Origin of the sequence: Rheinheimera sp. UJ51 (assembly GCF_020819615.1) — a bacterium.
Classification (GTDB): Bacteria; Pseudomonadota; Gammaproteobacteria; order Enterobacterales; family Alteromonadaceae; genus Alishewanella; species Alishewanella maricola.
This window is the reverse complement of record NZ_JAJHOG010000005.1, coordinates 280,843-305,162: the sequence shown is the minus strand read 5'-3', so window position 1 is coordinate 305,162 and position 24,320 is coordinate 280,843. Positions and strand designations below refer to the sequence as shown.

The following is a 24,320-nucleotide window of genomic DNA, read 5'->3' as shown; positions in this document are numbered from 1 at the left end:
TAGCGTGTTCAGGAGAGAATTCAGATGTCATCTGTACCTGAGAAAGATTGGAAAAGACTTAGTGGTCTTAAAGAAAGCTTGCTTAATTATGCATGCGAAACAATATTTCGACGCATCGAGCAAATATCATCTACCCGCAAAGATCGGGAGCATGAGACTTACTTAGAGCTATGGGAATTAATTAACAAAGAAGATGAAGCCATTGCTGAGATGTTTAATGATCTCAAGCGCAGTAATGCGGTGTTTAAAATAGCTGCTTTGAAACATCATGGTGTATTAACTGATGAGCAATTGGGTCAATTTTCACAAGAAACACAAGAACAGGTTGCACGTCTTTGCGAGTACAGACGCTAACAAGCAACTTTTATCGCCAACAAAAAGCGCTGGCTGCGTTGTCAAACCGCTGCGCGGCTTTCCGCGCTAATTTTGGGCGTTATGTGTATTCGAATTTATTTCTCAAGTAAATGAGGTAGGGACGAAAAATGAAAAAGATCATGGAAAAAAGTGAAACAAAAATACAGAGGTTTGTACCGATACTTTGGATTCTTACTGGGGTACTTTTCTTGCTGCCCAGTATATTCGGTTCATCAAAAAATCCACCACCAATAGGTGTTGGCATGATGTTTATTATTTTAGGTATTGTATTTTTTAAGAAGAAATAGTCAGGTGCATAAACCACCAAGAAACCTTACAATAGTCTGATGGAAACGGTGCACTTACAGCGTTCACCTGCCAATACTGAGCATTTAAATTGCTCAATTAAACCATTCAAAGCAGGTAAAGTCGCCTACAAAGACGGGATAGATAAGTAGTCGTTTACTGTCATGGACTGACGAATCTTGCCGCGATTCTCTGTATTGGCAAACCCAAGAAAAAACACGCTCAAACGAATAAACAAGCTTATAAATGACGTTAAACGCTCACCGTTTGAAGGTATTGGGTAAGCCAGAGCCATTAAAGGAAAACTTAGCTGGTTTTTGGTCCTGACGTATAGACGATACGAATCGATTAGTCTTGGCAGTTGATGACAATACGAATACGATAATCTCGTGTCGTTAGCACGATTAAATGGGGCCCTTGTGCAGGGCTGCTAACAAGTTACTGCATCGAAAACATAACTCGCTGGCGCTCGTCACTTTCCGGTAAGTAAAGCGCGATTGCTAAGGACGATTTTGAGAACACTTCAACTTTTAGGTTTTATATTTGCGATTGCTGGGTTTATTTTAGGCTACGTGATGCTGGCCCCTATTGATGGCGAAACATCAGAAGCTTCAGCAGGAGGCGCAGGTATAGGCATTATATTTATGGTGTTACCCATGCTTGGTTGGTCTGCGTTAATGTTAGTACCTTCTTCATTTGCTTTGTTTAACAACGCAGTAAGACAACGTAATTACTTTAAAGGTCATTTTTGGTTAAATCTTTGGAGATTGAATCTGGTGATTTCCGCCGTGTATATAGCTGCTGTTTTATATGTCGCTTATCTGTGGTTTAAAATCAGCTTTGGCAACTAACGAGATCCATCAAAAACGCGCCCTTTGGGTGCTCGAATAACAACACGTTGCCCCGGATGGGTCTTCAACCCGCTGCGCAGCTTGCCGCAGCATAGTTAGGCGTTAAGCCTTTAAATGAGCTATGAGCATTATAATAGAAATCGGCAGTACTGCAGATATTGTAGCCCTAAGCAAACTGATACCCGAGTTTGAGCAAGCCACAACTTTTGAGCAATTAGAGAGTAGGCTTGCTGGAGTCGTTAGTTTAATTTTAGTAGCAAAGTGTCAAGGTGCTCTTATTGGCTATAAAGTGGGTTATCAATTAACTGAAGATACCTTTTATAGTTGGCTAGGTGGCGTTATTCCTGAGTACAGAAAGCATGGTGTTGCAACGCAGCTGCTTAACTATCAAGAAAAATGGGTTTGGAATGCAGGTTACAAACAAATTAAGGTGAAATCCATGGATCGCTTTCCTAGCATGCTTAAGATGCTGACATCAAACGGCTATGAAATAGTTGGCCTAGATAAAAGTGTTTGTGGTTCAGAGGACAAAATTTTGTTTTTAAAAAGGTTAGTAGTTTAGGCATCACCAACACTTAAAACCAAGCGGCCTGCAGCTGCTAAACTCGTTAGCAGTATAGCGTTATGTGAAAACTAACGAAGCTAAACCACCATTCAAAGTGCTCTTATGCATTATTGCCATCTTAATGTCGACGGGAACGCTCGGTAGGAATGCCATCTTTTAAAGCCCTATGATCTGCTGCCTTTAATGGCAATTGAAAAATTTTTGGGTATTCGGCTGCGTAATAATGGCGTTTGAAGCGGGCGTAGAGCAGGTTAAATAACTTGAGCAGATTGCAAAGCTGTTATTGGCAATATATGATTCGTATATGAATCATATATAAGGGTTGGCTATGGGAATTGTAAAAATTGATGACGAGCTACACGAAGAAATTCGCAAGGCGAGTTCCGTGATGGTTCGCTCTATTAATGCTCAGGCTGAGTTTTGGATAAAGGTGGGTATGCTTGCCGAGGCGAATCCTAATATGTCTTTTTCTGACATCATGCGCGAGCAAATGAAACAGGCTCAGGTAGAGGTAAGGATGGTTGTCGGTGGCTAGCATAAAACTGAAAAGTGCCGAAGAATTAACTGTTATGCGCGAGTCTGGCCGGCTTTTGGCGGCAGTGTTTGCTTACCTTGATGATTTGATTGTCGAGGGTTTTTCAACAATGGCGATCAATGATCTAGCGGAACAATTTATTACTGAACAGTTGTCTGCTCGTCCAGCAAGTAAAGGCCAGTATGGCTATCAATATGTTCTGAATAGCTCAGTAAACCAGGTGGTATGTCACGGGGGTCCTTCAACTACGCAAAAGCTGAAATCTGGGGATATTATCAACATTGATATCACCTTAGAGCAGGGCGGATATATCGCTGACTTCAGCAAAATGTACATGATAGGTAACGTAATGCCAGCCGCTAAGCGACTGGTCGATATAACCTATGAGGCCATGTGGCAAGGGATCTATAGTGTTAAGCCTGGTGCCACTCTCGGGGATATTGGTCATGCTATCCAGCGTCATGCTCAGAAATATGGCTACACTGTTGTTCGCGAGTATTGCGGGCATGGCATTGGCCGCGAAATGCATGAAGAGCCACAGATATTGCATTATGGTCAACCCGGCAAAGGGTTAGTGCTGCAAGAAGGAATGGTGTTCACCATAGAGCCGATGATTAACCAAGGTAAGGCCAAGGTTAAGTTGAAGAAGGATGGGTGGACCGTTGTTACCAGCGACAAGAAGTTATCTGCTCAGTGGGAGCATACCGTGGCTGTCACCTCAGAGGGGTACGAGGTTTTAACGCTTAGAGCTGAAGAGCGCATTAAACCAAGTTAAGTACCGTAACGTTAGCTTAGGTTGTGCCTGCGCTTTTATGCGGTAGCCGCAGATTTAGGTGTTTAGCAGCTATGGGTTAGCCCGCTGTACCTTATGCGTTTTAAGGAGTGCTTTTGACTGTTGATCTTTGGCTTGCTTTTGTCACGGCCTCATTGGTTTTATGCTTTACTCCAGGGCCGACCGTTTTTTTGGTTGTAGGGCAAGCCTTAGCCTATGGCAAACGGTCTATTGTGCCTTTAGCGGCAGGCGCCCTAGTTGGTGACATCATCCTGCTGACATCCAGCTTTCTGGGGCTGGGTTTGCTGTTAGCTATTTCAGCTACCTTGTTTAATTTCATCAAATTTGTGGGTGCGGCATACCTTATTTATTTGGGGATCAAAGCCTTTTGCCGTAAGAGTGTGTCTATAAATCCCAACGCGGGTCTTGCCAGCAAGGAGTGTTCATTTATTATTTTTCGTGACGCTTTGCTTGTAACAGCGCTAAATCCCAAGGGTATGGTGTTTTTTATGGCTTTTTTACCGTTATTTATATCAACCGCTGCACCCGTTATGCCGCAAATGATTATTTTAGCCGTGTCATTTTTAGCCATATCTTTGCTAAGTGTAAGTTGTTATGCGTTATTATCCGGTTTTCTGAGAGGGCATATCGCTAAGCCAAAAGTGCAGGAACGTTTTAATAAACTGGGGGGCAGTTTACTTGTTGGTGCGGGCCTGATGACGGCCAGCATGCAACATGGCTAACACGCACTGACATTGAGCCTGCGGGCGCTGCTGTTTTGAGGCGTTGATGTGAAATTGATGTTGTTAGTGGCTGGGCCGTTAGGGCTGTCTTTGTGGTTAGCTTGTACTAGCAGCATGCGTTATCAAAATTGCTGTAAAAGCCAGTGGTATTCAAGGGGTAGAGAGTGCTCTGAGGATGCGGCGGTTGAAACTACCTGCCGAGCGAGTAGAGTAATATGTCGCTATACTTGGGTTAGAACAAGGGCATACTAAGGTACAGTTTGATGCGTTGTTCTGTTATGGGGTGCGCGTGATTTCGAATTGTTGGCAAGGCTAAGGCGCGAAATAGCGTTTAAGGTGTAAACCTAAACACACGTTTAATTCCAAGCATTAATCTGCAGATCATTGAGCAAAGTAGGCCGTTCACACGTAAAGCAACAACGCTAGCATGTCACTCATTGCGATCTGTTTAGTGTTCGCTTGCAACAGAGGAGATGACAACAGTTAGCTTTGCAAGGTTTCAGTACCAGGGAATGGGCCTCAGTATCGATTAAGCGGAGTCATGTTATGCGCAACGGTTTAAAGTTAATTACGGCTTGTGGTTTTTTAATTCTCGGTGGCTGCTCTTCAGTGGCGAACCAGCATGCTTCGTTACTGCAGGAAACCTTAGAGCAACAGCAACTAACGTTACCAAATTTAAATACCGAGATCTTTACACTTTTACCCGTACCCACTGAAGCAGACATTTTTAGCTTAACTGAGGCTCAGAAAAAACACTTTCTAGATTACTATCATGATCCCAGAAACCGCAAAATAGCGGGTCACTTACGCTTATTTAATTACTTTGATGCCTTTGTGCATCAATTCGGTTTTCGTGGGGCAACGCTAAAAGCCTCTGAAGCATTATCATTGAAAAACGGCAATTGCCTGACGCTGGCGATTGTTACTAAAGCGCTGGCTGATATTGTTAATTTAGAGGTGTCTTATCAAGTTGTGCATGCTGCGCCAGTGTATGCACTCAATTCTTCTTTAATGACGCTGTCATCTCATGTAAGAACCTATATTTATGATCCGAATTATCAACCTTCGCTTGGCATGATGGTATTAAGACGCCGCAGCATCATTATTGATTATTTTCCAAGTGAATCGGATATTCGGGGCGAGCATATTTCGCATAATGACTTTATGGCGATGTATTATCAGAATATCGCTGCTGAGGCCTTGCTAGACGGCCAGCTCGATTATGCTTATTCGACGTTGCAACAGGGATTAACATTTAATCCTTTTAACGCAGAAACCTTAAACAGTTTAGCCGTTACCTTTAATCGGGCGGGCGATGCCAAACAAGCCGAAACCTTATACAAATTTATGTTAGACAATGATTTTGCCTCGGGTAATGTGATCAGTAATTATGTGGCGCTACTGCAGTTGCAAGGGCGTGATAGCGAGGTAGCGGCATTGGCGCAGAAGGTTGCTGAGATTAACGACGACAATCCTTATCGCTGGATTGACATGGCGGATGAAGCTTTTGCCGCCGCCCAATACACGCTAGCATTTAAATATTACCAAAAAGCAAACGAGACCGCGCCTTACCTGCATGAAGGGCAATTTGGTTTGGCCAAAAGTCATTATCAATTGGGAAGGTTAAACTCGGCAGAAAAAGCCCTGAATAAAGCCATAGAGCTAAGCTATAAAAGCCATGATAGGCGTTTATACGAAGCGAAACTGCACACCCTATTAATGGAAAAAAATTAGTGCAATATGTAAGTGTAGCGTTTATTATTTTGGCTTAAGTGTTAATGCCAATGTTGCTCTGCTTGCTGCAAAGTGCATTTTCTTCATATCGCTGTAGCATCAGTTGTTAAGGTCATTTAAGTATTAAGCGGGTTTTGCTGCTGCAGCACGGTATGCGGTAAATATCTCACCTATGTATTTCACCTCTAAAGTGATATTTGTTATTCCTTAAAACTGTTGCTCACTTATACAAACTAAAGATTAACAAGGATAGTCATGAGTTTGAGAAATAAAATCCAAAGCGGTATCGATTATCTCATCATGAAAAATGGGCCACATCGATACGAAATTAATGAGCACAGAATTACCTGCAATCAGTGTAAAAATGAGTTCTTTCACGAAGGTCAGGCGCAATTAAATACTGCTGGCATGAGTTTTGTCGGTTTGGATTGGGCTAATAAAACTGCGACAACCTTAGCATGCCTAGATTGCGGACATATTATGTGGTTTGTAAAAACACTGCAGAAAGTGCCGAATCGATAAACATCGATAGGCTAAGTCAATTTATAACAAGGACGTAACATGCAAAAAATCTTCATAAATAGTGCTATTGGCATCCTGTGCTTCGTATTAGGTTATGTCGCTTATCCGATAATCAATAACACTGAAACCGTGATGACGGTATCCAACAACAATAATGTAAATACTAGTAATAAAGCGGCTATTTCAATAGAAAAGCCGCGCGAAACCATGTCAACCATCAATCCACATTTAACTGCGGCGGCTAACAATCAGCAAACCGCTGAGTTAACTGAATTGACCGAAATCGTTGATGCCGATGTTGATGACAGTAGCCATGGCAGCGCGATATTCAGTAATGGGGTAACAGCTGAAGAAGTGTTAGGTTTTGAACAAGCATTAGAAGACTGGTCTACTGAGCATAAAAACCATCTTAATGATTTAATCGATGCATATATGTCTAATCAGCGCAGTGCTGAGGGCATGAAATCACAGATCGCGAAAGACAATGACTTTTTGCAGAAGCCCAAGATAAAACAGGATCCGGTGGAAGATGCGAATTGGGCCTATACTATGGAGCAGCAAGTAAGAATGTTGATTGCTCAGCATGAATTAAGTGCTAGCTTTAATGTCATCAATGTGTCGTGCAAACAATTAGTTTGCGATATTTTGGGGGCTGAGAAAACGGCTAATACTTGGTTTAACCTCTATATAAGTTTGCTGCAAAGTTTACCGAATGCGGATTTTGCTGACGATAACGGAGCAAAGTCGGTTGTTTATCTAGAAAATAATAACACAATGGTTTATTTTCAAATTAAGTTCAAACACGGTTAGTTAAACCGTAAGACAGTGGCATAACCGCATTTTTTGCGCACTATTGCACCGGCTCTTTTGTGAAGTGCTATGATGAAATGCTAAACAACTTGAAGTGAGGACGACCTCACCGCTCGATGTGTTCGGGGACGACCCTAGTTTGAGTTAAGGGGTTGTTATGAGTTGGTTTGTCTTATTTGTTGCTGGGCTATTGGAAATTGCTTGGGCTGTTGGCTTAAAGTACTCCGATGGGTTTACCAAGCTTGGGCCGACTGTCGCCACCGTATGCTCGTTAATCGCCAGTTTTTTTTTACTGGGGATAGCGTTGAAAACCTTACCCGTTGGTACGGCTTATGCTGTTTGGGTAGGAATTGGTGCGGTGGGTACGGCTATTCTTGGTATTTTCTTGTTTGGCGAGTCTGTTAGCGCGCTTAAATTAGCGAGTTTGGCACTGATTTGTATCGGTATTGTGGGTCTTAAAATGGCACATGTTTAACCTCATGGTCGTTTCAACCTTAACGTTGACGCTTTGAGGTTTAATCCTTTTGGCTGCTGTTAAATACAGCAGCAGGAGCAGCGATATGACACAGGTTTTTAGATCAAAAGTGGATACTTGGCTGGAGATTGTGCTGGTTGCTGCAGCACTTGCGGCACTTTATGGTGTCATCCATTCTTTAAATAGCGGCGACAATGCTGATATTGTCGCATCGTTATTCGCGCTGCTGGTAAGCGCAGGGTTACCTATTTGGCTGATTAACAGTACTCGCTATACCCTAACAGAGCAGCAGTTGCTGGTGCAAAGTGGCCCTTTTCAGTGGCAAATCCCCATTGTGCAAATTAGCAACATTACCCCAACGATTAATCCTTTATCGAGCCCAGCGTTGTCACTAGATCGACTGCGGATTGATTATGGCCAAGGTCGCTCGCTGATGATTTCGCCAAAGCAGCAACAGCAGTTTCTACAAGCCTTGTTGCTACTTCGAGCCGATAAAAACCCACTTAGCCAACAATAAGTTGATGTAGCGGTTTCATTAGAGGGAGAGCCATGCGCTATACCTGTACAGTTTGCCAGGCGCAATTTGACGATAGCAGTGCTTATTGTGAAGATTGGCGTGATCCTACACGGCGCTTTGCTTGTCCACGCTGTCATACCTTCTACGTTAAGCGTGTGAGTGCAAAAACACCGCTGAAACCGCTACTGGCTGTGATGCTCGTCTATCTTAGTATCGCTATCGTGCTGCTTTATTATTTTAGCGGCGAATTTGCGCCGTTAAGTGTGCTGTTGCTACTTGGGGCGGGGCTTGTCCCTGTGTTAGTGTCTTATTATTTTAATCAAGCTAATGCCGTGCTATTGCAGCAAGTCGCGCCGAATAAGCAAGAAGACATTAATCGTTAACGGTTTGGTTTGGGCGAGCAGGCTGGCCTTGCTTACAAAGAGTTTTAACAAAAAATGCAGATAGAAGCGGTTATCTGTCGCTCATCCATGTAGAATACGCGGCCAAAAGCATATTTAGCTTTGACTCTTTAGTGTACCTCTGTAGGAATTTATGAAAAAGACATTCGCGTTAACTCATCCAAAATTGCAACCTGCTCGTTTGGTGGACGCTATTAAACACGATATTAAAAAGTATTTAGCCAGAGAGCGGCGCAAGCAACTGCCTGCGGGTGCTGACTATTGGACCTTTGATTGCCGCTTTGGCGCAACACAAGACGTGGCTAAAAAGATTTTCACTTCTGAAATCAATAAACATATTGATGCGGCCGTCGAGCAACAGCTCGACGCTTTTTACGTGGAAATATTGGCTAAAGCCTGCCAGCACGCGCCACGTGCTGACGAAGATCTGGAATAAACGCCCAGTACTGGCACTGAGTGAGTGCTAGGATATGAAAAGCACGGGAGTAATATGTCCGTGCTGTGATTTGCCAGCGGCAAACACGTTTAAGCTAAGTATTTAAGGTACTTAGCTAACGCAGGGTTAGATAGATTAGTGTTATATTGGCTTAATACGCCAAGCTTTCAGCCGTTTTTACTTAGTAAAATTGACGCAATAACAAACAATCCTCTGTTAAACCGCTAAAATACTGTATATTCCGCCTCTTATTTTTTGACTGTAGCTATTCTACAGAGGATCCTTTATGCAATTTTCATCTTTAGATTTAGCGCCAGAGTTACAACGCGCCTTAGAAACAATGGGTTATGCCAATATGACGCCGGTTCAGGCGCAAGCCATAGTGCCAGCACGACGCGGTAAAGATTTACAAGTAACCGCGCAAACCGGTACGGGCAAAACGGCGGCGTTTGCCTTGCCTATTTTACAACGCATGTTGGATAAACCCAAAGACACAACACCACAGCGCCCTCGTGCTTTAATTTTAACGCCAACGCGTGAGCTGGCTGAGCAATTAGCCGATGCGATCAGCGGCTATGCTCAATTTACCGCTTTAAAAGTCACTGCCTTATATGGCGGTGTGAAGATGGGTGGCCAAGCGAATAAGTTAAAAGCCGGCATGGATATGGTGATCAGCACACCGGGTCGTTTACTGGAACACTTAGCGCTGGGTCACGTGATACTAAGCGACGTTGAGTTTGTGGTGCTAGATGAAGCGGATCGTATGCTGGATATGGGCTTTGTTACTGATGTTTTAAAGCTGGTGCAAATGACCGCAAAACATCGTCAAACTATGTTGTTTTCGGCAACCACATCGCCAGCCGTCAATGAACTGTCGCATAAGATTTTGCATAATCATCAGCAAATTCGCGTTGCGAAGGTGAATAGTACCGCCGATACCGTAAACCATGTGGTGTATTCGGTTGAAGAAAACCGAAAAATTGAATTGTTTGAGCAATTGTTAGCCGAGAAAAACTGGTTTCAGGTGTTGGTTTTTACCAGTACCAAAGAGCAAGCTGATCGGTTATTAGCCGGCTTACAAATGAGTAAGATAGACGCGGCAGTGTGTCATGGCGATAAAAGCCAAGGCGCTCGACGTCGCGCCATCGCAGATTTTAAAGCGGCTAAGTTACAAGTGCTGATTGCCACCGAAGTGGCAGCGCGTGGTTTAGATATTCAAGGCTTAGACTATGTGGTGAATTTTAACTTGCCATACTTGCCAGAAGATTACGTGCACCGGATTGGTCGTACTGGCCGCGCTGGTGCGGCGGGTGATGCCATATCCTTTGTCAGCCGTGAAGAAGAGCAAACACTAGAGCGTATTCAAAAGCTGATTGGTGCCAAGATTGAGCGCATTATCAAGCCTGGTTTTGAAGTCAGTAACCGTGCGTCATTACTAAAAAGTATCTCACGCAAAGTACTGTCAGGCCGCTCCAATAAAGCCAGTGAAACCACCATTGAGATGGATGCTGCAGGCAAAGCTAAGCCCAAGAGTAAAGCGCGCACTGCCAAGCCAGCAGATGCCAATACGGTAAAACCGGCCAGTGTGAAAAAATCCAGTGGCGCGACTGCCAACAAGCCAAAAAGAGCAGGCGCTCAAAGCAAACGCGCCAAATAAACCGCGTTTGTCATACTCAATAATGCCGCCGAAGATGCCCATCTTCGGCGGCATTTTTATTGATAGGCCTATATCGCTGAATATTGATGTTGTTATTAGCGTGATGACTTCGTGGTCAATCGACTGAGCAATTGGTTATTGGCGGTAAAATAGCTTTAAGTCCTTCGTGAGGCTAAAGAATGTGCTTTAATCTAGGCTAAGTTATCGCCATCGGGCTGTGAGCAACGCGCAATAACAAGTGTTGGCACAAGCTATTTGGGGTTATTTGCTACGAGCGAGATTAAACCGGGAGTTTATCTGATGTTATGGTCACTTTTTAAAGCTAAATTAACCGTTTGCTGCAGTTTGGCGTTGTTGCTACTAAGTGGTGTGCTTAGCGCAACTGAACAGCCTTACCGTCATGCGGCTGAGCCGATTGGCAGTTTACGGCAAGTGTATGATGGCAAGCTCTACCCTGATCTGCAGGTTAATACCTTTCGCAATATCGACAGATTGTTTCCGACGCGCGCGGTTGCTCGTGGCGATACGGTAAGCGCGTTGCCGCTGAGTAAAACACCGCTGACCGATTTTAGTTATCAGGTTGCCGGCGAACAGTACGACATGTTTGATGTGCTCTCAATCAATCGGGTCAGTGGCATGTTAATTATTCACAACGGTGAGATTGCATTTGAGCACTATGCACTGGGTAACGATGCGCAGACCCGCTGGATGTCGATGTCGGTCGTTAAATCAATCACCGCCACCCTGATCGGTGCGGCGATCCAAGACGGCGCTATTAACAGTATTGATGATCCTATTGTGCTGTATCTGCCGCGCTTTAAAGGCAGCGCTTACGAGGGTGTAACGGTTAAACATTTACTGCAAATGAGTTCGGGAGTGGCGTGGAATGAAACATACACCGATCCCAACTCCGATCGACGGCGCATGCTTGAAGCGCAATTAAGCCAGCAACCTGGGGCCATTTTAGATTTGATGGCCTCATTACCGCGCGCGGCTGCCCCTGGCAGTGTTTGGAATTACAGCACGGGTGAAACACAACTGGCTGGCGCTTTAGTTGCCGCTGCCACCGGTAAGCCGGTTGCCGAGTATTTATCCGAAAAAATTTGGTCGAAAATGGGCATGCAAGCAGAGGCAAACTGGTGGCTGCAATCGCCAGAGGGTTTAGAAATTGGCGGCAGTGGTTTATCGGCCACTTTGCGCGATTATGGTCGCTTTGGTTTGTTTTTATTAAATGATGGTGTGATTAATCAGCAACGTATTTTACCCAAAGGCTGGATGGCTCAAGCGAGCTCGCGCCAAGTGATTGCGGGCGAGACTATCGATTATGGCTATATGTTTTGGCCTATGCATGGCCGCAGTTATGCCGCAGAAGGCATATTTGGTCAGTACGTGTTTGTCGACCCCGATAAAAACTTGGTGGTGGCCATGTGGAGTGCGCAATCTAAGCCGCTGGGTATGGCGGGGCTAGACGAATACACCTTTTTCAAGGCATTATCTGCGCACTTCGACTCAAACTCCGTGAAGGATTAACCTTGAAAATTTATGGTGATAGCCAATCGGGTAACTGTTATAAACTGCAATTACTCTGTAGTTTGTTGCAGATCCCGCATCAATGGCAGGTGGTAGATATCCTGGCAGGTGATACGAAAACCGCCGCTTTTTTAGCGCTTAATCCCAATGGCAAAATTCCGCTGTTAGTGCTGGATGACGGGCAGACCTTGTCAGAATCTAACGCTATTTTAAATTACTTAGCTCATGGCAGCGCGCTTTACCCAACTGAGCCATTAGCGCACGCTCGGGTGTTGCAATGGCAGTTCTTTGAACAATATAGCCATGAACCGTATATTGCCGTTGCGCGGTTTATTAATAAATATTTAGGCTTACCTGCAGCCAGAGCGGCGGAGTACTCGGCGAAACAACAGGGTGGGCATAAAGCCTTAGCGGTGCTGGAACAGCAATTAGTTAAAACGCCTTTTCTTACTGGGTCGCAAGTTACGACTGCCGATATCTCGCTTTACGCTTATACGCATGTTGCCGATGAGGGAGGCTTTGTTTTAGCCGCTTATCCGGCTATACAGGCATGGTTAAAACGGATAACACAGTTGCCTCATTATAAGGCTATGGCGTAAAACTGTACTGATGGTGGTATGCAAGCTAACAGTAACGGTTAATAAGCCGCGCGAGCTTGCTAGTTTGGGCGATAACGCTTTTATTTGTCATCTTATTTGCAGAGTAATTTATGAGTAATATTTTTCATTATGCTTTTAAAGTCAAAGATCTGGCCAGTACACGGGCTTTTTATATCGATATATTAGGTTGCACAGAAGGGCGCTCGACCGAACATTGGGTCGATTTTGATTTTTATGGTAATCAACTATCAGCGCATGTGGGTGTAGTGGAGAGTGCACTGGATTACTGTGGCCAAGTTGATGGCGTAGCCGTGCCGATCCCACACTTTGGTTGTTTATTAACTGCCGAGCAATTTACGAGCTTAGCGCAAAAACTTGAACAAGCGAAGGTGACTTTTATCGTAAAACCGCAATTGCGTTATGCGGGTAAAAGCGGCCAGCAACAAACCATGTTTGTATTAGATTTCAGTGGTAATCCACTAGAGTTTAAATCATTTAGCGATGAGACTGAGGTGTTTAAAGCTTAGGCTTATCACGCTTACAGTGAGATGCAGGCTTTAGATCAAGACAAGTAAAAGTGCAAAACCTAATGTAAATCAAAATATTATTAGGCTATCCGTTGTAAACTGGCACCAGGTTGTAAACTAAAGCTATTTTAAACTTAAATGATGCAAGTCGGGGGTATATCACGCCTTTAGATTTGGCATGCCATTAGCTAAATGAAGACATTGAGAACGCTATCATGAGTGATTTACCCAACTGCCCGACGTGTGATTCCCCTTATACCTATGAAGATGCAGGCTTCTTCATTTGTCCTGAGTGTGCACATGAATGGCAAACCCGTCATGATATTGCCGTGTTGGATGAGCTTGATATTAAAGATGCACATGGTAATAAGTTAGTAGACGGCGATACCATTACCGTTATTAAAGATTTGAAAGTGAAGGGCACATCGTTAGTGGTTAAGGTAGGTACGAAAGTAAAAAATATTAAACTGGTGAGTGGCGATCATGACATTGATTGTAAAATAGAGGGTATTGGTGCCATGAAATTAAAGTCAGAGTTTGTGAAAAAAGCTTAGGGTTAACCTGGCTCAGCCATTGATGAGCAAAGGTTCAGCCCAGTACAAACCTCATTAGGTTCTATCATAAGGAATGGCCTGTTTATGTCAAAATTTAAAGCGATAATGTTATTGATCTTGCTCAGTTGCACCGTGATATTTGTGATGCAAAATACTGAAACTGTGGAGATCAGTTTCTTGTTTTGGCGCTTTGTGCTGTCACGTATCTTCATGATGTTATTCTTATTACTGATGGGTTTTGTTTTGGGTGTTTTGGTTACGCGTTGGTTTATGCGCAAGGGCAAAAAAACCACTGATTTGACTACAGCCGACTAAATTTATTCGGCTTAATTTTGCCTGCAAGCCAAGTATATTCGCTCTTAGCGCTAAACCGTTTTACTTAACGAAGCGTTACTTCGCCGCACTCGCCAATGAAAAGGATCGCCCGCTGATGGAGCAACAACATACTTTTTACGCCATCTTTGTGCTTGGAGTCATCTTCTTGGCGATATTGCTGGTGCGCTTGTTTGTGAACCGTCGATGGTGCCCACCGATGTTAATGTTTATGCTGATTGGTATCGTGGTGGGACAAGTGGTGAATGGCAATATGGCGACTAGCCATCTGTCAATGCGCGCTATTTTGAGCGTGCTAGGTGAAGCCGGTTTGATTATGCTGCTGTTTAAAGTCGGCATTAATGCCGATTTAAAAGGTTTGCGTACGCAACTTCCTAATGCCTCTTGGATCTGGCTTTGGAATGTGGTCGTCAGTGGAGCTTTAGGTTTTCTTGCTGCTTATTGGATCCTGTCGTTAGATGCAGTGACCAGTTTATTTATCGCCATTGCATTTACCGCAACCAGTGTTGGCGTGACGGTGAGTTTATGGTCTGATGCCGGTAAGTTAACTACGCCACAAGGTACCTTGCTACTCGATGTTGCGGAGTTAGATGATCTTAGTACCATTTGTTTAGTGGCTATGTTAGTGGCACTGTTGCCGCTGTATTACAGTGGCACCGCTATTCACCCCTTGGATGTGGTCCTTAATCTTGGGTATATCGTGCTGTTATTAACCGCATTTGCCGTGGTAGCGTGGTTTTTTTCATTGCACATTGAACCACGGCTAACCCGCGTGATTGTGCGCAATGCCGTGTCGCATGAATTAGTGGTCTTTATGGTTGCCGTAGGCTTTATTGTTGCGGCATTAGCTGAAGTGTCGGGTTTATCGCTGGCAGTGGGGGCCTTTATTGCGGGGTTAGCATTTTCACGTGATCCCAGTGCCATGCATGAGCAACCGGTATTAAATGGCTTATACGATTTTTTAACGCCGTTTTTCTTTATCAGTCTCGGTATGTTGTTTGATATCAGTAGTCTCGATGGCCTGATCTGGCCTGCGGCGGTGTTAGTGTTGTTTGCCATACTGGGTAAAATACTCGGGGTGATGTTACCTGCCTGGCCTCGCTTGGGCTTTGGCGCCGCCTTGTTACTTGGCGTGAGTATGGTGCCACGCATGGAGATTGCGATGGTAGTGATGCAAAAAGGCTTAGAGGCGGGGGTCAGCCAAAGCGTGTTTAGCGCCATGATTTTAGCCTGTTTTATGACGGTGTTATTTACGATGCTGGGTTTACCTGTGTTACTTCGGCGTATCCCTTTAGCAAAATAAACACGCCAGCATTTGGGCTAAGCGTTATACGCGGCTTGGTAGCGTTGACTCTGTTGTTACTAAGCCCGTTGTTATCAGCGTGCAAACCGCCGTTGATATGGAATATATTGCGTGAGAGGTTAGGGCTGCGTTTTCAGCGTGGCTGACAACAATAGGCTGTACTTAATACTTTTTAGTGATGGTAAGCGCAAAACTTGCAGCTGGTTGTCCTATTCAAGTAAATTGAACGGCAAGGCTCGGCCTGTGAACCTGTCTGTATCGTTTAAAACTGCAGCAACCTCACTGACAAATTAAAGAAGTTTTGTATTACACGGGTTTATAGCATGGCTTTTTTCGCCCAGTGTGTAATGATAGAGAACAGCATAAAGTGTTTACGATTCAATGCCCCGACCTGAGCTTTAAAAAAACATGCCTGCGGGGATGCCGAACAATTTTGGCGCTAATCAGAATTAGTCCGTTTATTCGAGATCGAAGAGGAAAATATGTCAGAAAAACAATACCGTTTAATCACGAGAAGTGATTTTGATGGCTTGGTATGTGCCGTGCTATTAAAGCATCTCAATATGATTAACGACATTACCTTCGTACATCCTAAAGATATGCAAGATGGCAAAATTGAAGTCTCCAGCAATGATATTTCAACCAATTTGCCATTTGTACCCGGTATTCATCTGGCATTTGATCACCACCTTTCTGAAACTATCCGTAATGAAAAAATGGATAATCATATTATTGAGCCGGATGCCCCCTCCGCCGCGCGTGTCGTGTGGAATTATTATGGCGGGCATGATGCTTTTCCTGCAGAGTGGGATGATATGATGGAAGCGGTAGATCGCGGAGATTCGGCGCAATTTACCAAGCAACAAGTGTTAAATCCACAAGGTTGGGATTTACTTAATTTCTTAATGGATGCCCGTACTGGTTTGGGTCGTTTCCGTGAATTCCGCATCTCTAACTACAACTTAATGTTAGATCTGATTGATTACTGCAAAACCCATACTATTACTGAAATCATGGCGTTACCTGACGTGTATGAGCGGGTAGAGCTGTATTTTGAACAAGATGTCTTGTTCAAAGAACAGTTACGTCGTTGTGCTAAAGTGCACAAAAACTTGGTGGTGCTGGATTTAAGAGACGAAGAGATCATTCATGCCGGTAACCGGTTTGTGATTTATGCTTTATACCCTGAATGCAATATTTCTATTCATGTCATGTGGGGCTTTAAAAAGCAAAATATTGTGTTCGCTACCGGTAAATCCATTTTCGATCGTAGCTCAAAAACCAATGTGGGTGAGTTAATGTTGAAATACGGCGGTGGTGGTCATCAGGCTGCGGGGACTTGCCAGATCCCACAAAATGAAGCGCTCACTACTTTACAAGCGTTAATTAAACAAATTAATGCTGATGGCTAAACGGGTTACAAACTGAGCTGCAACAACGCTGGTTCTTCCTCTGGGTTGTGTCAGCGTTTAAGTGCTCATCAAGGGTGATACAAAAAACGTGGTTTTGTATCGCCCGTTTTACAAGCGATTGTCCCTTGCTTACCTGATCCCTGATTGGGATATCCTGCGCCTCTAAGGTGTCGCTTATTGTCATAACTCCCTATTTTTCAAGGTAATATATGACTGCTATTGTCGGATTAAAACAATTATTGGCCGGATTGAAACCTCAGCTCATGGCTGATGAATGGGTGTTTTGTACGGTGACGCAACCTTTAGCCCTTTTCTTGACGCTCGAACCCCTTGCGACCTTTTTGGAACCTGAAGGCTTAACCTTAGTGTTAAAAAAAACGACGGCAGATCAAGCCGGTTTAGCCTACAGCGGTAGTTTTAAACAAATTACTTTAACGGTGCATTCCAGTTTAGACGCGGTGGGGCTTACCGCTGCCGTTGCCGCCAAATTAACCGAAAAAGGCATTAGCGCTAATGTTATGGCGGCTTATTACCATGATCATATATTTGTGCCAACCAGCAAAGCGACAGCGGCTTTAGCGGCTTTAAACGAATTAACGGTTTAAGCTGGCGGTTTGCATAAAATGACTTATGCTTGAGATCCCTCAACACCGTTTTTGACTTCGGGCTGCTTGCTCAGGTTGAGGGGGTAACGCCCGATCACTGTCGTTAACAAGGAGCATCGGTATGACGTTATCCCAGCTTACAGAGTTGCTCGGGTGGGCAGCTTTGCTGAATTTGGCCTATTTAACCTTCGTTTCATTGATGCTGATGTTAGGTCGCAATTTTGCCATCGCCCTACATCAAAAGTTCTTTGATTTAGATGCCGCCGCTTTACAACTCAAATTTTATGCTTTTTTAAGCCACTATAAGGTGATAACACTGACGTTTTTCGTTGCACCTTATCTGGCGTTAAAAATTATGGGCTTTTAGGGGGCAACAAGCATTCGTTGCAGCTTAATAATGAATACATCGCAAGGTGTATCGGCTGATTGCAGCAACATAATGTGATGATCAGCCGCTGTGTCACTTTGCTAAAAGCGGCAGCCTTGGCATACTGCAGTCATAATCCTACTGAACGAATATCAGATCCTATGTCCTTTATCTGTGAACACAACGATGCCTTTGCTGAAATCGCAAAACAAAAAATTATTGAATTTAACGCGCTGCATTGGGATGCCAGTCAGCGGCAACCGCTGGGTTTAAAGCAGGTTGGCCGTAACGGCGAGTTATTAGCGGCGTTAGCCGGTCGTACTTTTGGCAATTGGTTTTATTTAGAGTCGTTTTGGTTAGATGCTTCGCTGCGACAACAAGGGATCGGGCGAGCGATGTTGGCTGAGGCCGAAGCGATTGCTAAAGCGCGAGGCTGTCGTTATGTGATTTTAGATACGCTAAACTTTCAGGCGCGCCCGTTTTATCAGCGCCAAGGTTATCGCGTAGAGTGGACCCAAGCAGATTATCCGTTTGCCGGTGGCGAGAAATACTTTATGACAAAAACCTTGTAGTTAAAGTGAGATGCCCGCCACGCCAGCATTAAGCCATCGCTAAGGGCATTAGAGCGCTTCAACATAACGATACAAGGATTTTAATAAGGCGATTTTTTTCTCATCGCCACTGTGTAACTCGACAAAATGTTCTAAGGCCAACGTAAACTGTTCAAAGGTTAAGTTGGGGTTATCTTCACCATGTAACAGCTTATCTGAGCAATATCGACGCCATTTTTGTTGCTCGGCTTCGGTTAAGGTCAACGGATAATTACGAGCACGATATAAAAATAATAAACGATTAAGGCGATCTTCAGAAAATATGGGCGGATTGGCTGCTAACGCCTCAGCTGACATCTGTTGTAATTGCTGCATTTTTTGTTTGTCAGCATCACTAATAAAGCCACTATACAATTGATAATCAGGGTTAGTCTCTGCAGCATACTCATGAGGTAATTGATACAAATCCACCACAGTTTGTTGCACTTGTTTATGCTGTCTGATCCAGTCTAAATTCGCTAAACAGGCGGCACGGTCGATGCCCAGCTCCGTGGCACGTTCTACCGTGAGTGTTTTGGCATTAGCTAACACAGGGCATTTGTTTAAATGCACTAATTTTAAGCCCAGCCGTTGTTCACCCTCAGCCAGATCAATGGTTTTTTTATACAGTTTTTCTTGCAGTGTGGCTAAATCGTCTGTTAGCAAAAGGCGAGGATCGTGCTGTAAGTTAAAACAAATAACCGCGTTTTTATTGGTAGGGTGAAAGGCAAGCGGCACAATCCAACTAACACAGCCTTGCGTGGCTGGAAATTTTGATGACACATGCACCAGGGGGGTTAAAGCTGCAACATCAATCAACTCTGCTACTTTTTGCTTTTTGCGCAATTCATAGAGGTACTGAAACAACTTGGGTTGTTGTTGTTTAATCAGTTTGGCTAAACCAATGGTGGCATATACGTCAGAGAGGGCATCATGCGCATTAGCATGGCTTAAGTTATTGGCTTTACTTAATTCTTCTAATTTAAAGCTGGGGCTACCGTCTGCTTTTTGTGGCCAAACAATGCCGTCTGGGCGTAAAGCATAACAGGCGCGCACCACATCAATTAAATCCCAACGGCTATTGCCTTGCTGCCATTCACGGCCATAAGGCTCAAAGAAATTACGATACAAACTGTAACGTGTTACTTCATCGTCAAAGCGCAGGCTGTTGTAGCCTAACACGCAGGTATTGGCTTGGCTAAAACGCGCTAAGATCTGCTGCATAAAGGCATTTTCGGGTAAGCCTTTTTGATTACACAGTTGTGGGGTCAGGCCTGTGATTAACGCGGCAGCCGGGTGCGGTAAATAATCAGGCGCCAACTGGCAATACCACATGTCCGGTTTAGCGATTTCATCTAAGGCTAAATCTGTACGAATACCAGCAAACTGCGAGGGGCGATCGCGCTTGGGATCGGCGCCCCAGGTTTCATAATCATAAAAGTAAAAACTTGGCGAATCAGTCATGCCAGACCTTTTTTATCAGAGCAGCGTAGCTGCAACTTAAGATGGTGTGATCATACCGTAAAATGTCTCGCTTCGCTAAAAGCTGCAGCAGTTAATTTCTTTAAAATCAGGTTGAATGTCGAAATCTCTGTTATGCTTATAATATCTAAATGCTTGATTTATGGTGGTAGGTTCCGGTTTTATTAACAACTGTTGTTATTGAAGATCGGTTCTGTAAGTTCAACTCGCGGTTATGATCTTTTACGGTATCTGACCCTTTGCAAAGGCTAACAATAGGTTATGAGAAAAAATTTACCAGTAACAAATCAACGGCAACGCTTTGCCCTTGAACAGCGGTTAATTTCAGTAACAGATACCCGTGGTGTCATTGTTGACTGCAATGATGCTTTTATGAAGATCAGTGGCTTTTCTCGTGAAGAGTTGATTGGCCAACCGCATAATTTAGTGCGCCATCCTGATATGCCTCCCGAAGCGTATGCCAATATGTGGTCATACTTAAAAAAAGGCCAACCTTGGATGGGGCTGGTTAAAAACCGTTGTAAAAACGGTGATTATTATTGGGTTGATGCTTATGTCATGCCGATCACGGAAAAAGGCAATGTGGTGGGTTATGAGTCGGTTCGATGCTGTCCAAGAGAAGAGGACGTGGTTCGTGCCGAGAAATTATACAAGCAGATCAGCCAAGGAAAAAAAACACTCAGTTTACCCAGTATTCCTTTGATGGTATTAGTCGCCACGTTGATCGTCAGCGCCGCTACATTGTGGTTAGCGGATTTAGCGCTTGCCCAATGGGTGTTAATAGCTGGCTTACTGGTTCTTGCCGCCACTTATCAGCAACAACGCGCTAAGTTATTAAGTGATTTAAAAACCTTATTAGCGGGTCGTTTTACCGATCCTTTAGCTGCGTCAAGTTATACCGATGATCGCTCAGAAATAGGGTTATTAAAAGTCAGTATTTTAAGCGATAGGGCGCATTTGGCCTCGATGATTACCCGTATTGAAAGTGCGGCAAAAGATGTATCACGTGATTCAAGCCGTGGTTTGGTCCTCACGCGTGAAGCAAATGTCGAAATTGATCGCCAGCAAGCAGAAACGCTGCAGGTGGCTTCGGCGATGAATGAGATGACCACCACGATAGCAGAAGTGGCGCATCATGTTACGGATACCGCTTTGCAGGCCGACAAAGCGAATAAACTTTCAAGCAAAGGTAATGAAATTGCTGATCGCACCCGTCAATCGATAGAGAAACTGCGGGAAACCGTCGCGACTATTGGCCATTCGGTTACCGAAGTGGCCGATCAAACCGGTAAGATTGTGCAAGCGGCGCAAATGATTGAACAAATTGCCGATCAAACGAATTTATTGGCTTTAAATGCGGCCATTGAAGCGGCCAGAGCCGGTGAGCAGGGTCGTGGTTTTGCGGTGGTAGCAGATGAAGTACGAAATTTAGCACGGCGCACTCAACAGTCTACGCAAGAGATCTATGGTATTGTGACGGAGTTGACCGCGCGTGCAGAGAATGCCGTGCAAGTGGCCAAGCAGGGCGCGATTGACGCCGATGCCGGTGTGCATAAAGTGCAAGAAAGTAGCGATATGCTTAATGGTATTAATGCAGCGGTCAGTGATATTGCTCAAATGTCGACTCAAATGGCCACCGCGGTAGAAGAGCAGGCGCATGTCGCTGACGATATTAATCGGCAGATCGTCAATATCTCGGTTTTAGCAGAGACAAGTACTAAAGCCGCCATTGAAGCCTCCGTAACGTTAGAGCAACTGAATACGGTGTCTGATGATTTAGCGGAAATGGTGCATCGCTTTAAACGTTAGTATTTTATTAACATAGGGCTTTAACACCTTGATAGGTTAAAGCCCGAAAAGTATTGAATTATTTACAACGTAATGATTGACGGTAATGCTTTTCCGGTGCATCTTAGTTCTTGTTATTAAAAATATATATCATGTTTTTAACTTTTCCTCTGAGTATTTAGAGGTGTTGATTTAGGCTGAAGGCTCGAGATGTTTAATTCTTTACGTAGTCAGTTAACCTTATTGCTGGTTGCTTTACTGGTATTGCTTGCAGTGGTCACCGGCTACGCTACCCTCAGCACGATGCGCCAAGATAGCGAAGAACAAGCCCGTCAAATTCTCAAGGTTTCTACTAATGTGTTTCGGCAAACACTGCAGGTTAGAAGCGATCAGTTAACGGATAGTGTCCGCATTTTAGCGGCTGATTTTGGTTTTCGCCAAGCCGTTGCTACGGCTGAGCAAGGCACCATTCAAAGTGTTTTAGAAAATCATGGCGGCAGAGTTAATGCCAATTTAGCGGTATTATTTGCCCTTGATGGTCGCATGCTAGCCTCAACGTTGCCGATCACCAATCTTGACCCCTTACAGCAAAGCTTTCAAGCCGCCCGCTCACAGCAGGGCGCCTTTGCCGATATCATCAGTTTGGACAACGAAGCCTATCAAATTGTATTAGTGCCGGTTCGAGCCCCGCAAGTGGTGGCTTGGGTTGGCATGGGGTTTACTGTCGATGAGCAACTTGCACAGCAAATTCAGAATATCACCGGCTTAGATGTTAGTTTCTCTCAGTTATCTGGCGCTAACCGTAACATGTTAACAACGACCTTAGTGCCGGGGGCACAGCAACAATTTTCAGCTATGCTGCAAAACGTGCTGCTGGGTGAGTCGCAAATTTTAATGGATGAGAGTGAAAACTACATTTCGCAAGCCTTTGCTTTAGATCAAGACAATCAGTTATGGGCTTGGCTGCATTTACCGAATGAGCGTTGGTTAAGCAATTATCAGCAGTTACGTAGTCAATTAGTGCAAATTTTTAGTCTGGGTTTGGCTTTAGCTTTAGTCGTGGCGTTCTTTTACACTCGTAGTGTTACACGCCCTTTAGAACAGTTGGTGCAGTTTGCTAGCGCGATAGGCAAGGGCTCTACAGTTGCAGCGCCGGAAGTAAAACTCGCTGAAATTGGCATGTTAGCCAATACGTTAACCAGAATGCGTACGGGTATTTATCAGCGAGAAACGCAATTAAAAGAACAAGCAGAGCGAGATAGCTTAACGGGTTTAGGTAATCGTTTGGCGGTGGAGAAACATTTGCCGCGCTTGTTTGCGATGGGGGATGGCCAGTTACTGCAAATTAATATCGCTAAATTTAAGCATGTGAATGATAGTTTTGGTTTTAGCAACGGCGATGTGTTGTTACAGCAATTGGCTTCTCGTTTGGTATTAAATAATGACATTACCTTCTCTGCACGCTTAGGCGCCGATGAGTTTTTAATTGTCTTACCCGAGAGCATCAGTGATATCGCGCGTGATGTACTGTTAAAACAATTAAGCCAACCCTTTGATATCGCCGGCTCGGCGATTTCTTTGCAATTGATAGCAGGTAGCTATTTATATCGTCAAGGCGAGGATGATGTGAACAAGGTGCTGCGCCGCTTAGATATTGCCTTAAACTCTGCCAAAAATAAGGGTTTGGCGCTGGCGCTGTATCAAAGTGGCCAAGATGAAAGTCATCAGCGTGAACTGACGATTATCCGTGATTTACCGATAGCCTTAACCAGTGGTCAGATGCATATCGTGTATCAACCCAAAGTGGATATTATGGCGCAGTATTGTAATAGTGCTGAAGCCCTGATCCGCTGGCAACATCCACAACTAGGTTTTATTTCGCCCGTCGAGTTTATTTTGTTGGCTGAACGCTCGGGTAATATTAATTTGATTTCAAATTGGATGCTGCAATCGGTGATCAAGCAGTTGGCAGCCTGGCAAGAAAGCCATCCGGATTTGACGGTTGCGGTTAACTTGTCGGCTAATGATTTATTAGATGAACATTTACCGCAGACGATTGTCGAGTGGCTAGAAGAGTGGCAAGTACCGGTTTCAGCATTAAGTTTAGAAGTGACCGAAAGCGCGGTTATGCAAGACACGGTAAAAGTCATTAATAATTTACAGCAACTGAAAACATCGGGTATTCGCTTAGCCATTGATGATTTTGGTACGGGCCAATCGTCATTAGCTTATTTAAAATCCTTACCGGTGCATGAGCTAAAAATAGACCGTGCTTTTATTAAAGATATTGAAAACAATTTCCAAGATGCGTTGATTGTCAAAGCCGCCACTCAGCTGGCAATAGGCTTAGGCTTGAAAGTCACAGCAGAGGGGCTAGAGAATCGTAGTGGTTTAGCCAGCGTGCTGCAAGCCGGTTGTCAGAATGTGCAGGGCTATTACTTTTCTAAACCCCTTTCTGCTGAAGATTTCAGTCTTTGGTTAATATCGTTTTCAAGTCAAGGTGGTACGTTTTTTAATGAGGCTTAACTGGCTATTGCTGTCGTTTAGCCTGG

28 protein-coding genes and 2 pseudogenes are annotated in these 24,320 nt (G+C 44.2%); 29 read left to right on the top strand and 1 reads right to left on the bottom strand.

The genetic code is table 11. The features are described from left to right. Positions 1–24 precede the first annotated feature (24 nt). From LMJ53_RS09160 to LMJ53_RS09030, 27 genes and pseudogenes are all read left to right on the top strand, one after another. Positions 25–354: a hypothetical protein gene (locus tag LMJ53_RS09160; protein WP_229585773.1), complete on the top strand. Its 330-nt coding sequence runs from the start codon at positions 25–27 to the stop codon at positions 352–354. A gap of 128 nt (positions 355–482) precedes the next feature. Beyond that, positions 483–662: a hypothetical protein gene (locus LMJ53_RS09155; protein WP_229585772.1), complete on the top strand. Its 180-nt coding sequence runs from the start codon at positions 483–485 to the stop codon at positions 660–662. Between the two features lie 27 nt (positions 663–689). After that, positions 690–812, top strand: a pseudogene (locus LMJ53_RS09150) (type II toxin-antitoxin system prevent-host-death family antitoxin); the annotation flags it as partial. After that, positions 805–1,059 (top strand): annotated as a pseudogene (locus LMJ53_RS09145) (Txe/YoeB family addiction module toxin). The pseudogenes LMJ53_RS09150 and LMJ53_RS09145, both read left to right, overlap by 8 nt. A 113-nt stretch (positions 1,060–1,172) precedes the next feature. Next, positions 1,173–1,511, top strand: a complete 339-nt coding sequence (locus LMJ53_RS09140; protein WP_229585771.1) for a hypothetical protein — start codon at positions 1,173–1,175, stop codon at positions 1,509–1,511. 121 nt (positions 1,512–1,632) lie between these two features. Next, positions 1,633–2,073, top strand: coding sequence for a GNAT family N-acetyltransferase (locus LMJ53_RS09135; RefSeq protein ID WP_229585770.1), 441 nt, complete (start codon positions 1,633–1,635; stop codon positions 2,071–2,073). A 331-nt stretch (positions 2,074–2,404) separates the two neighbouring features. Next, positions 2,405–2,611 (top strand): ParD-like family protein, encoded by a 207-nt coding sequence (locus LMJ53_RS09130; RefSeq protein WP_229585769.1) that lies wholly within the window; start codon positions 2,405–2,407, stop codon positions 2,609–2,611. Then, positions 2,604–3,386 (top strand): type I methionyl aminopeptidase, encoded by a 783-nt coding sequence (gene map / locus LMJ53_RS09125; protein ID WP_420778851.1) that lies wholly within the window; start codon positions 2,604–2,606, stop codon positions 3,384–3,386. The genes LMJ53_RS09130 and map overlap by 8 nt, the downstream gene beginning before the upstream one ends. Positions 3,387–3,499: 113 nt before the next feature. Next, a complete protein-coding gene (locus tag LMJ53_RS09120) occupies positions 3,500–4,126 on the top strand; it encodes a LysE family translocator (RefSeq protein ID WP_229585768.1) in 627 nt (208 codons plus the stop codon). A 546-nt stretch (positions 4,127–4,672) separates the two neighbouring features. Then, a complete protein-coding gene (locus LMJ53_RS09115; RefSeq protein ID WP_229585767.1) occupies positions 4,673–5,860 on the top strand; it encodes a tetratricopeptide repeat protein in 1,188 nt (395 codons plus the stop codon). A 255-nt stretch (positions 5,861–6,115) separates the two neighbouring features. Beyond that, complete coding sequence (locus LMJ53_RS09110; protein ID WP_226752131.1) at positions 6,116–6,382, top strand: hypothetical protein; 267 nt, start codon at positions 6,116–6,118, stop codon at positions 6,380–6,382. Positions 6,383–6,421: 39 nt separating this feature from the next. Continuing rightward, positions 6,422–7,192, top strand: a complete 771-nt coding sequence (locus tag LMJ53_RS09105; protein ID WP_229585766.1) for a hypothetical protein — start codon at positions 6,422–6,424, stop codon at positions 7,190–7,192. 157 nt (positions 7,193–7,349) lie between these two features. Further along, positions 7,350–7,667 carry a quaternary ammonium compound efflux SMR transporter SugE gene (sugE, locus tag LMJ53_RS09100; protein ID WP_226752129.1) on the top strand — a complete coding sequence of 106 codons (318 nt, stop codon included), beginning with the start codon at positions 7,350–7,352 and terminating at the stop codon, positions 7,665–7,667. An 85-nt stretch (positions 7,668–7,752) separates the two neighbouring features. Then, positions 7,753–8,184 (top strand): PH domain-containing protein, encoded by a 432-nt coding sequence (locus LMJ53_RS09095; protein WP_229585765.1) that lies wholly within the window; start codon positions 7,753–7,755, stop codon positions 8,182–8,184. A gap of 32 nt (positions 8,185–8,216) precedes the next feature. After that, positions 8,217–8,567 (top strand): hypothetical protein, encoded by a 351-nt coding sequence (locus LMJ53_RS09090; protein WP_229585764.1) that lies wholly within the window; start codon positions 8,217–8,219, stop codon positions 8,565–8,567. A 151-nt stretch (positions 8,568–8,718) separates the two neighbouring features. Beyond that, on the top strand, positions 8,719–9,021 hold the full coding sequence (locus LMJ53_RS09085) for a DUF6172 family protein (protein WP_229585763.1): 303 nt from the start codon (positions 8,719–8,721) through the stop codon (positions 9,019–9,021). Between the two features lie 286 nt (positions 9,022–9,307). Continuing rightward, on the top strand, positions 9,308–10,678 hold the full coding sequence (locus LMJ53_RS09080) for a DEAD/DEAH box helicase (RefSeq protein ID WP_229585762.1): 1,371 nt from the start codon (positions 9,308–9,310) through the stop codon (positions 10,676–10,678). A gap of 300 nt (positions 10,679–10,978) precedes the next feature. Next, positions 10,979–12,208 carry a serine hydrolase domain-containing protein gene (locus tag LMJ53_RS09075; protein WP_229585761.1) on the top strand — a complete coding sequence of 410 codons (1,230 nt, stop codon included), beginning with the start codon at positions 10,979–10,981 and terminating at the stop codon, positions 12,206–12,208. A gap of 2 nt (positions 12,209–12,210) precedes the next feature. Further along, positions 12,211–12,807 (top strand): glutathione S-transferase family protein, encoded by a 597-nt coding sequence (locus LMJ53_RS09070; RefSeq protein WP_229585760.1) that lies wholly within the window; start codon positions 12,211–12,213, stop codon positions 12,805–12,807. A gap of 110 nt (positions 12,808–12,917) precedes the next feature. Then, positions 12,918–13,334: a VOC family protein gene (locus LMJ53_RS09065; protein WP_229585759.1), complete on the top strand. Its 417-nt coding sequence runs from the start codon at positions 12,918–12,920 to the stop codon at positions 13,332–13,334. A 215-nt stretch (positions 13,335–13,549) separates the two neighbouring features. Next, entirely contained in the window at positions 13,550–13,888 is a 339-nt protein-coding gene (locus LMJ53_RS09060) for a zinc ribbon domain-containing protein YjdM (RefSeq protein ID WP_229585758.1), read from the top strand. Between the two features lie 84 nt (positions 13,889–13,972). Beyond that, complete coding sequence (locus tag LMJ53_RS09055; protein WP_229585757.1) at positions 13,973–14,203, top strand: lipopolysaccharide assembly protein LapA domain-containing protein; 231 nt, start codon at positions 13,973–13,975, stop codon at positions 14,201–14,203. Between the two features lie 115 nt (positions 14,204–14,318). Then, entirely contained in the window at positions 14,319–15,524 is a 1,206-nt protein-coding gene (locus LMJ53_RS09050; RefSeq protein WP_229585756.1) for a cation:proton antiporter, read from the top strand. 482 nt (positions 15,525–16,006) lie between these two features. Continuing rightward, the gene (locus tag LMJ53_RS09045; protein WP_226752120.1) at positions 16,007–16,936 is read left to right on the top strand and encodes an exopolyphosphatase; all 930 of its coding nucleotides are present in this window, start codon (positions 16,007–16,009) and stop codon (positions 16,934–16,936) included. A gap of 209 nt (positions 16,937–17,145) precedes the next feature. Next, a complete protein-coding gene (locus LMJ53_RS09040) occupies positions 17,146–17,541 on the top strand; it encodes an ACT domain-containing protein (RefSeq protein ID WP_229585755.1) in 396 nt (131 codons plus the stop codon). Between the two features lie 121 nt (positions 17,542–17,662). Beyond that, positions 17,663–17,908 carry a DUF6868 family protein gene (locus tag LMJ53_RS09035; RefSeq protein WP_229585754.1) on the top strand — a complete coding sequence of 82 codons (246 nt, stop codon included), beginning with the start codon at positions 17,663–17,665 and terminating at the stop codon, positions 17,906–17,908. Between the two features lie 59 nt (positions 17,909–17,967). Continuing rightward, positions 17,968–18,480, top strand: coding sequence for a GNAT family N-acetyltransferase (locus tag LMJ53_RS09030; protein WP_229585753.1), 513 nt, complete (start codon positions 17,968–17,970; stop codon positions 18,478–18,480). Positions 18,481–18,528: 48 nt separating this feature from the next. Here the strand turns inward: LMJ53_RS09030 and sbcB are convergent, their stop codons facing one another. Continuing rightward, positions 18,529–19,962 (bottom strand): exodeoxyribonuclease I, encoded by a 1,434-nt coding sequence (sbcB, locus tag LMJ53_RS09025; RefSeq protein WP_229585752.1) that lies wholly within the window; start codon positions 19,960–19,962, stop codon positions 18,529–18,531. Positions 19,963–20,241: 279 nt separating this feature from the next. Between sbcB and LMJ53_RS09020 the strand changes: the two genes are divergently transcribed. Then, positions 20,242–21,789, top strand: coding sequence for a methyl-accepting chemotaxis protein (locus tag LMJ53_RS09020; protein WP_229585751.1), 1,548 nt, complete (start codon positions 20,242–20,244; stop codon positions 21,787–21,789). A 189-nt stretch (positions 21,790–21,978) separates the two neighbouring features. Beyond that, positions 21,979–24,294 carry a putative bifunctional diguanylate cyclase/phosphodiesterase gene (locus LMJ53_RS09015; protein WP_229585750.1) on the top strand — a complete coding sequence of 772 codons (2,316 nt, stop codon included), beginning with the start codon at positions 21,979–21,981 and terminating at the stop codon, positions 24,292–24,294. Positions 24,295–24,320: the final 26 nt, after the last annotated feature.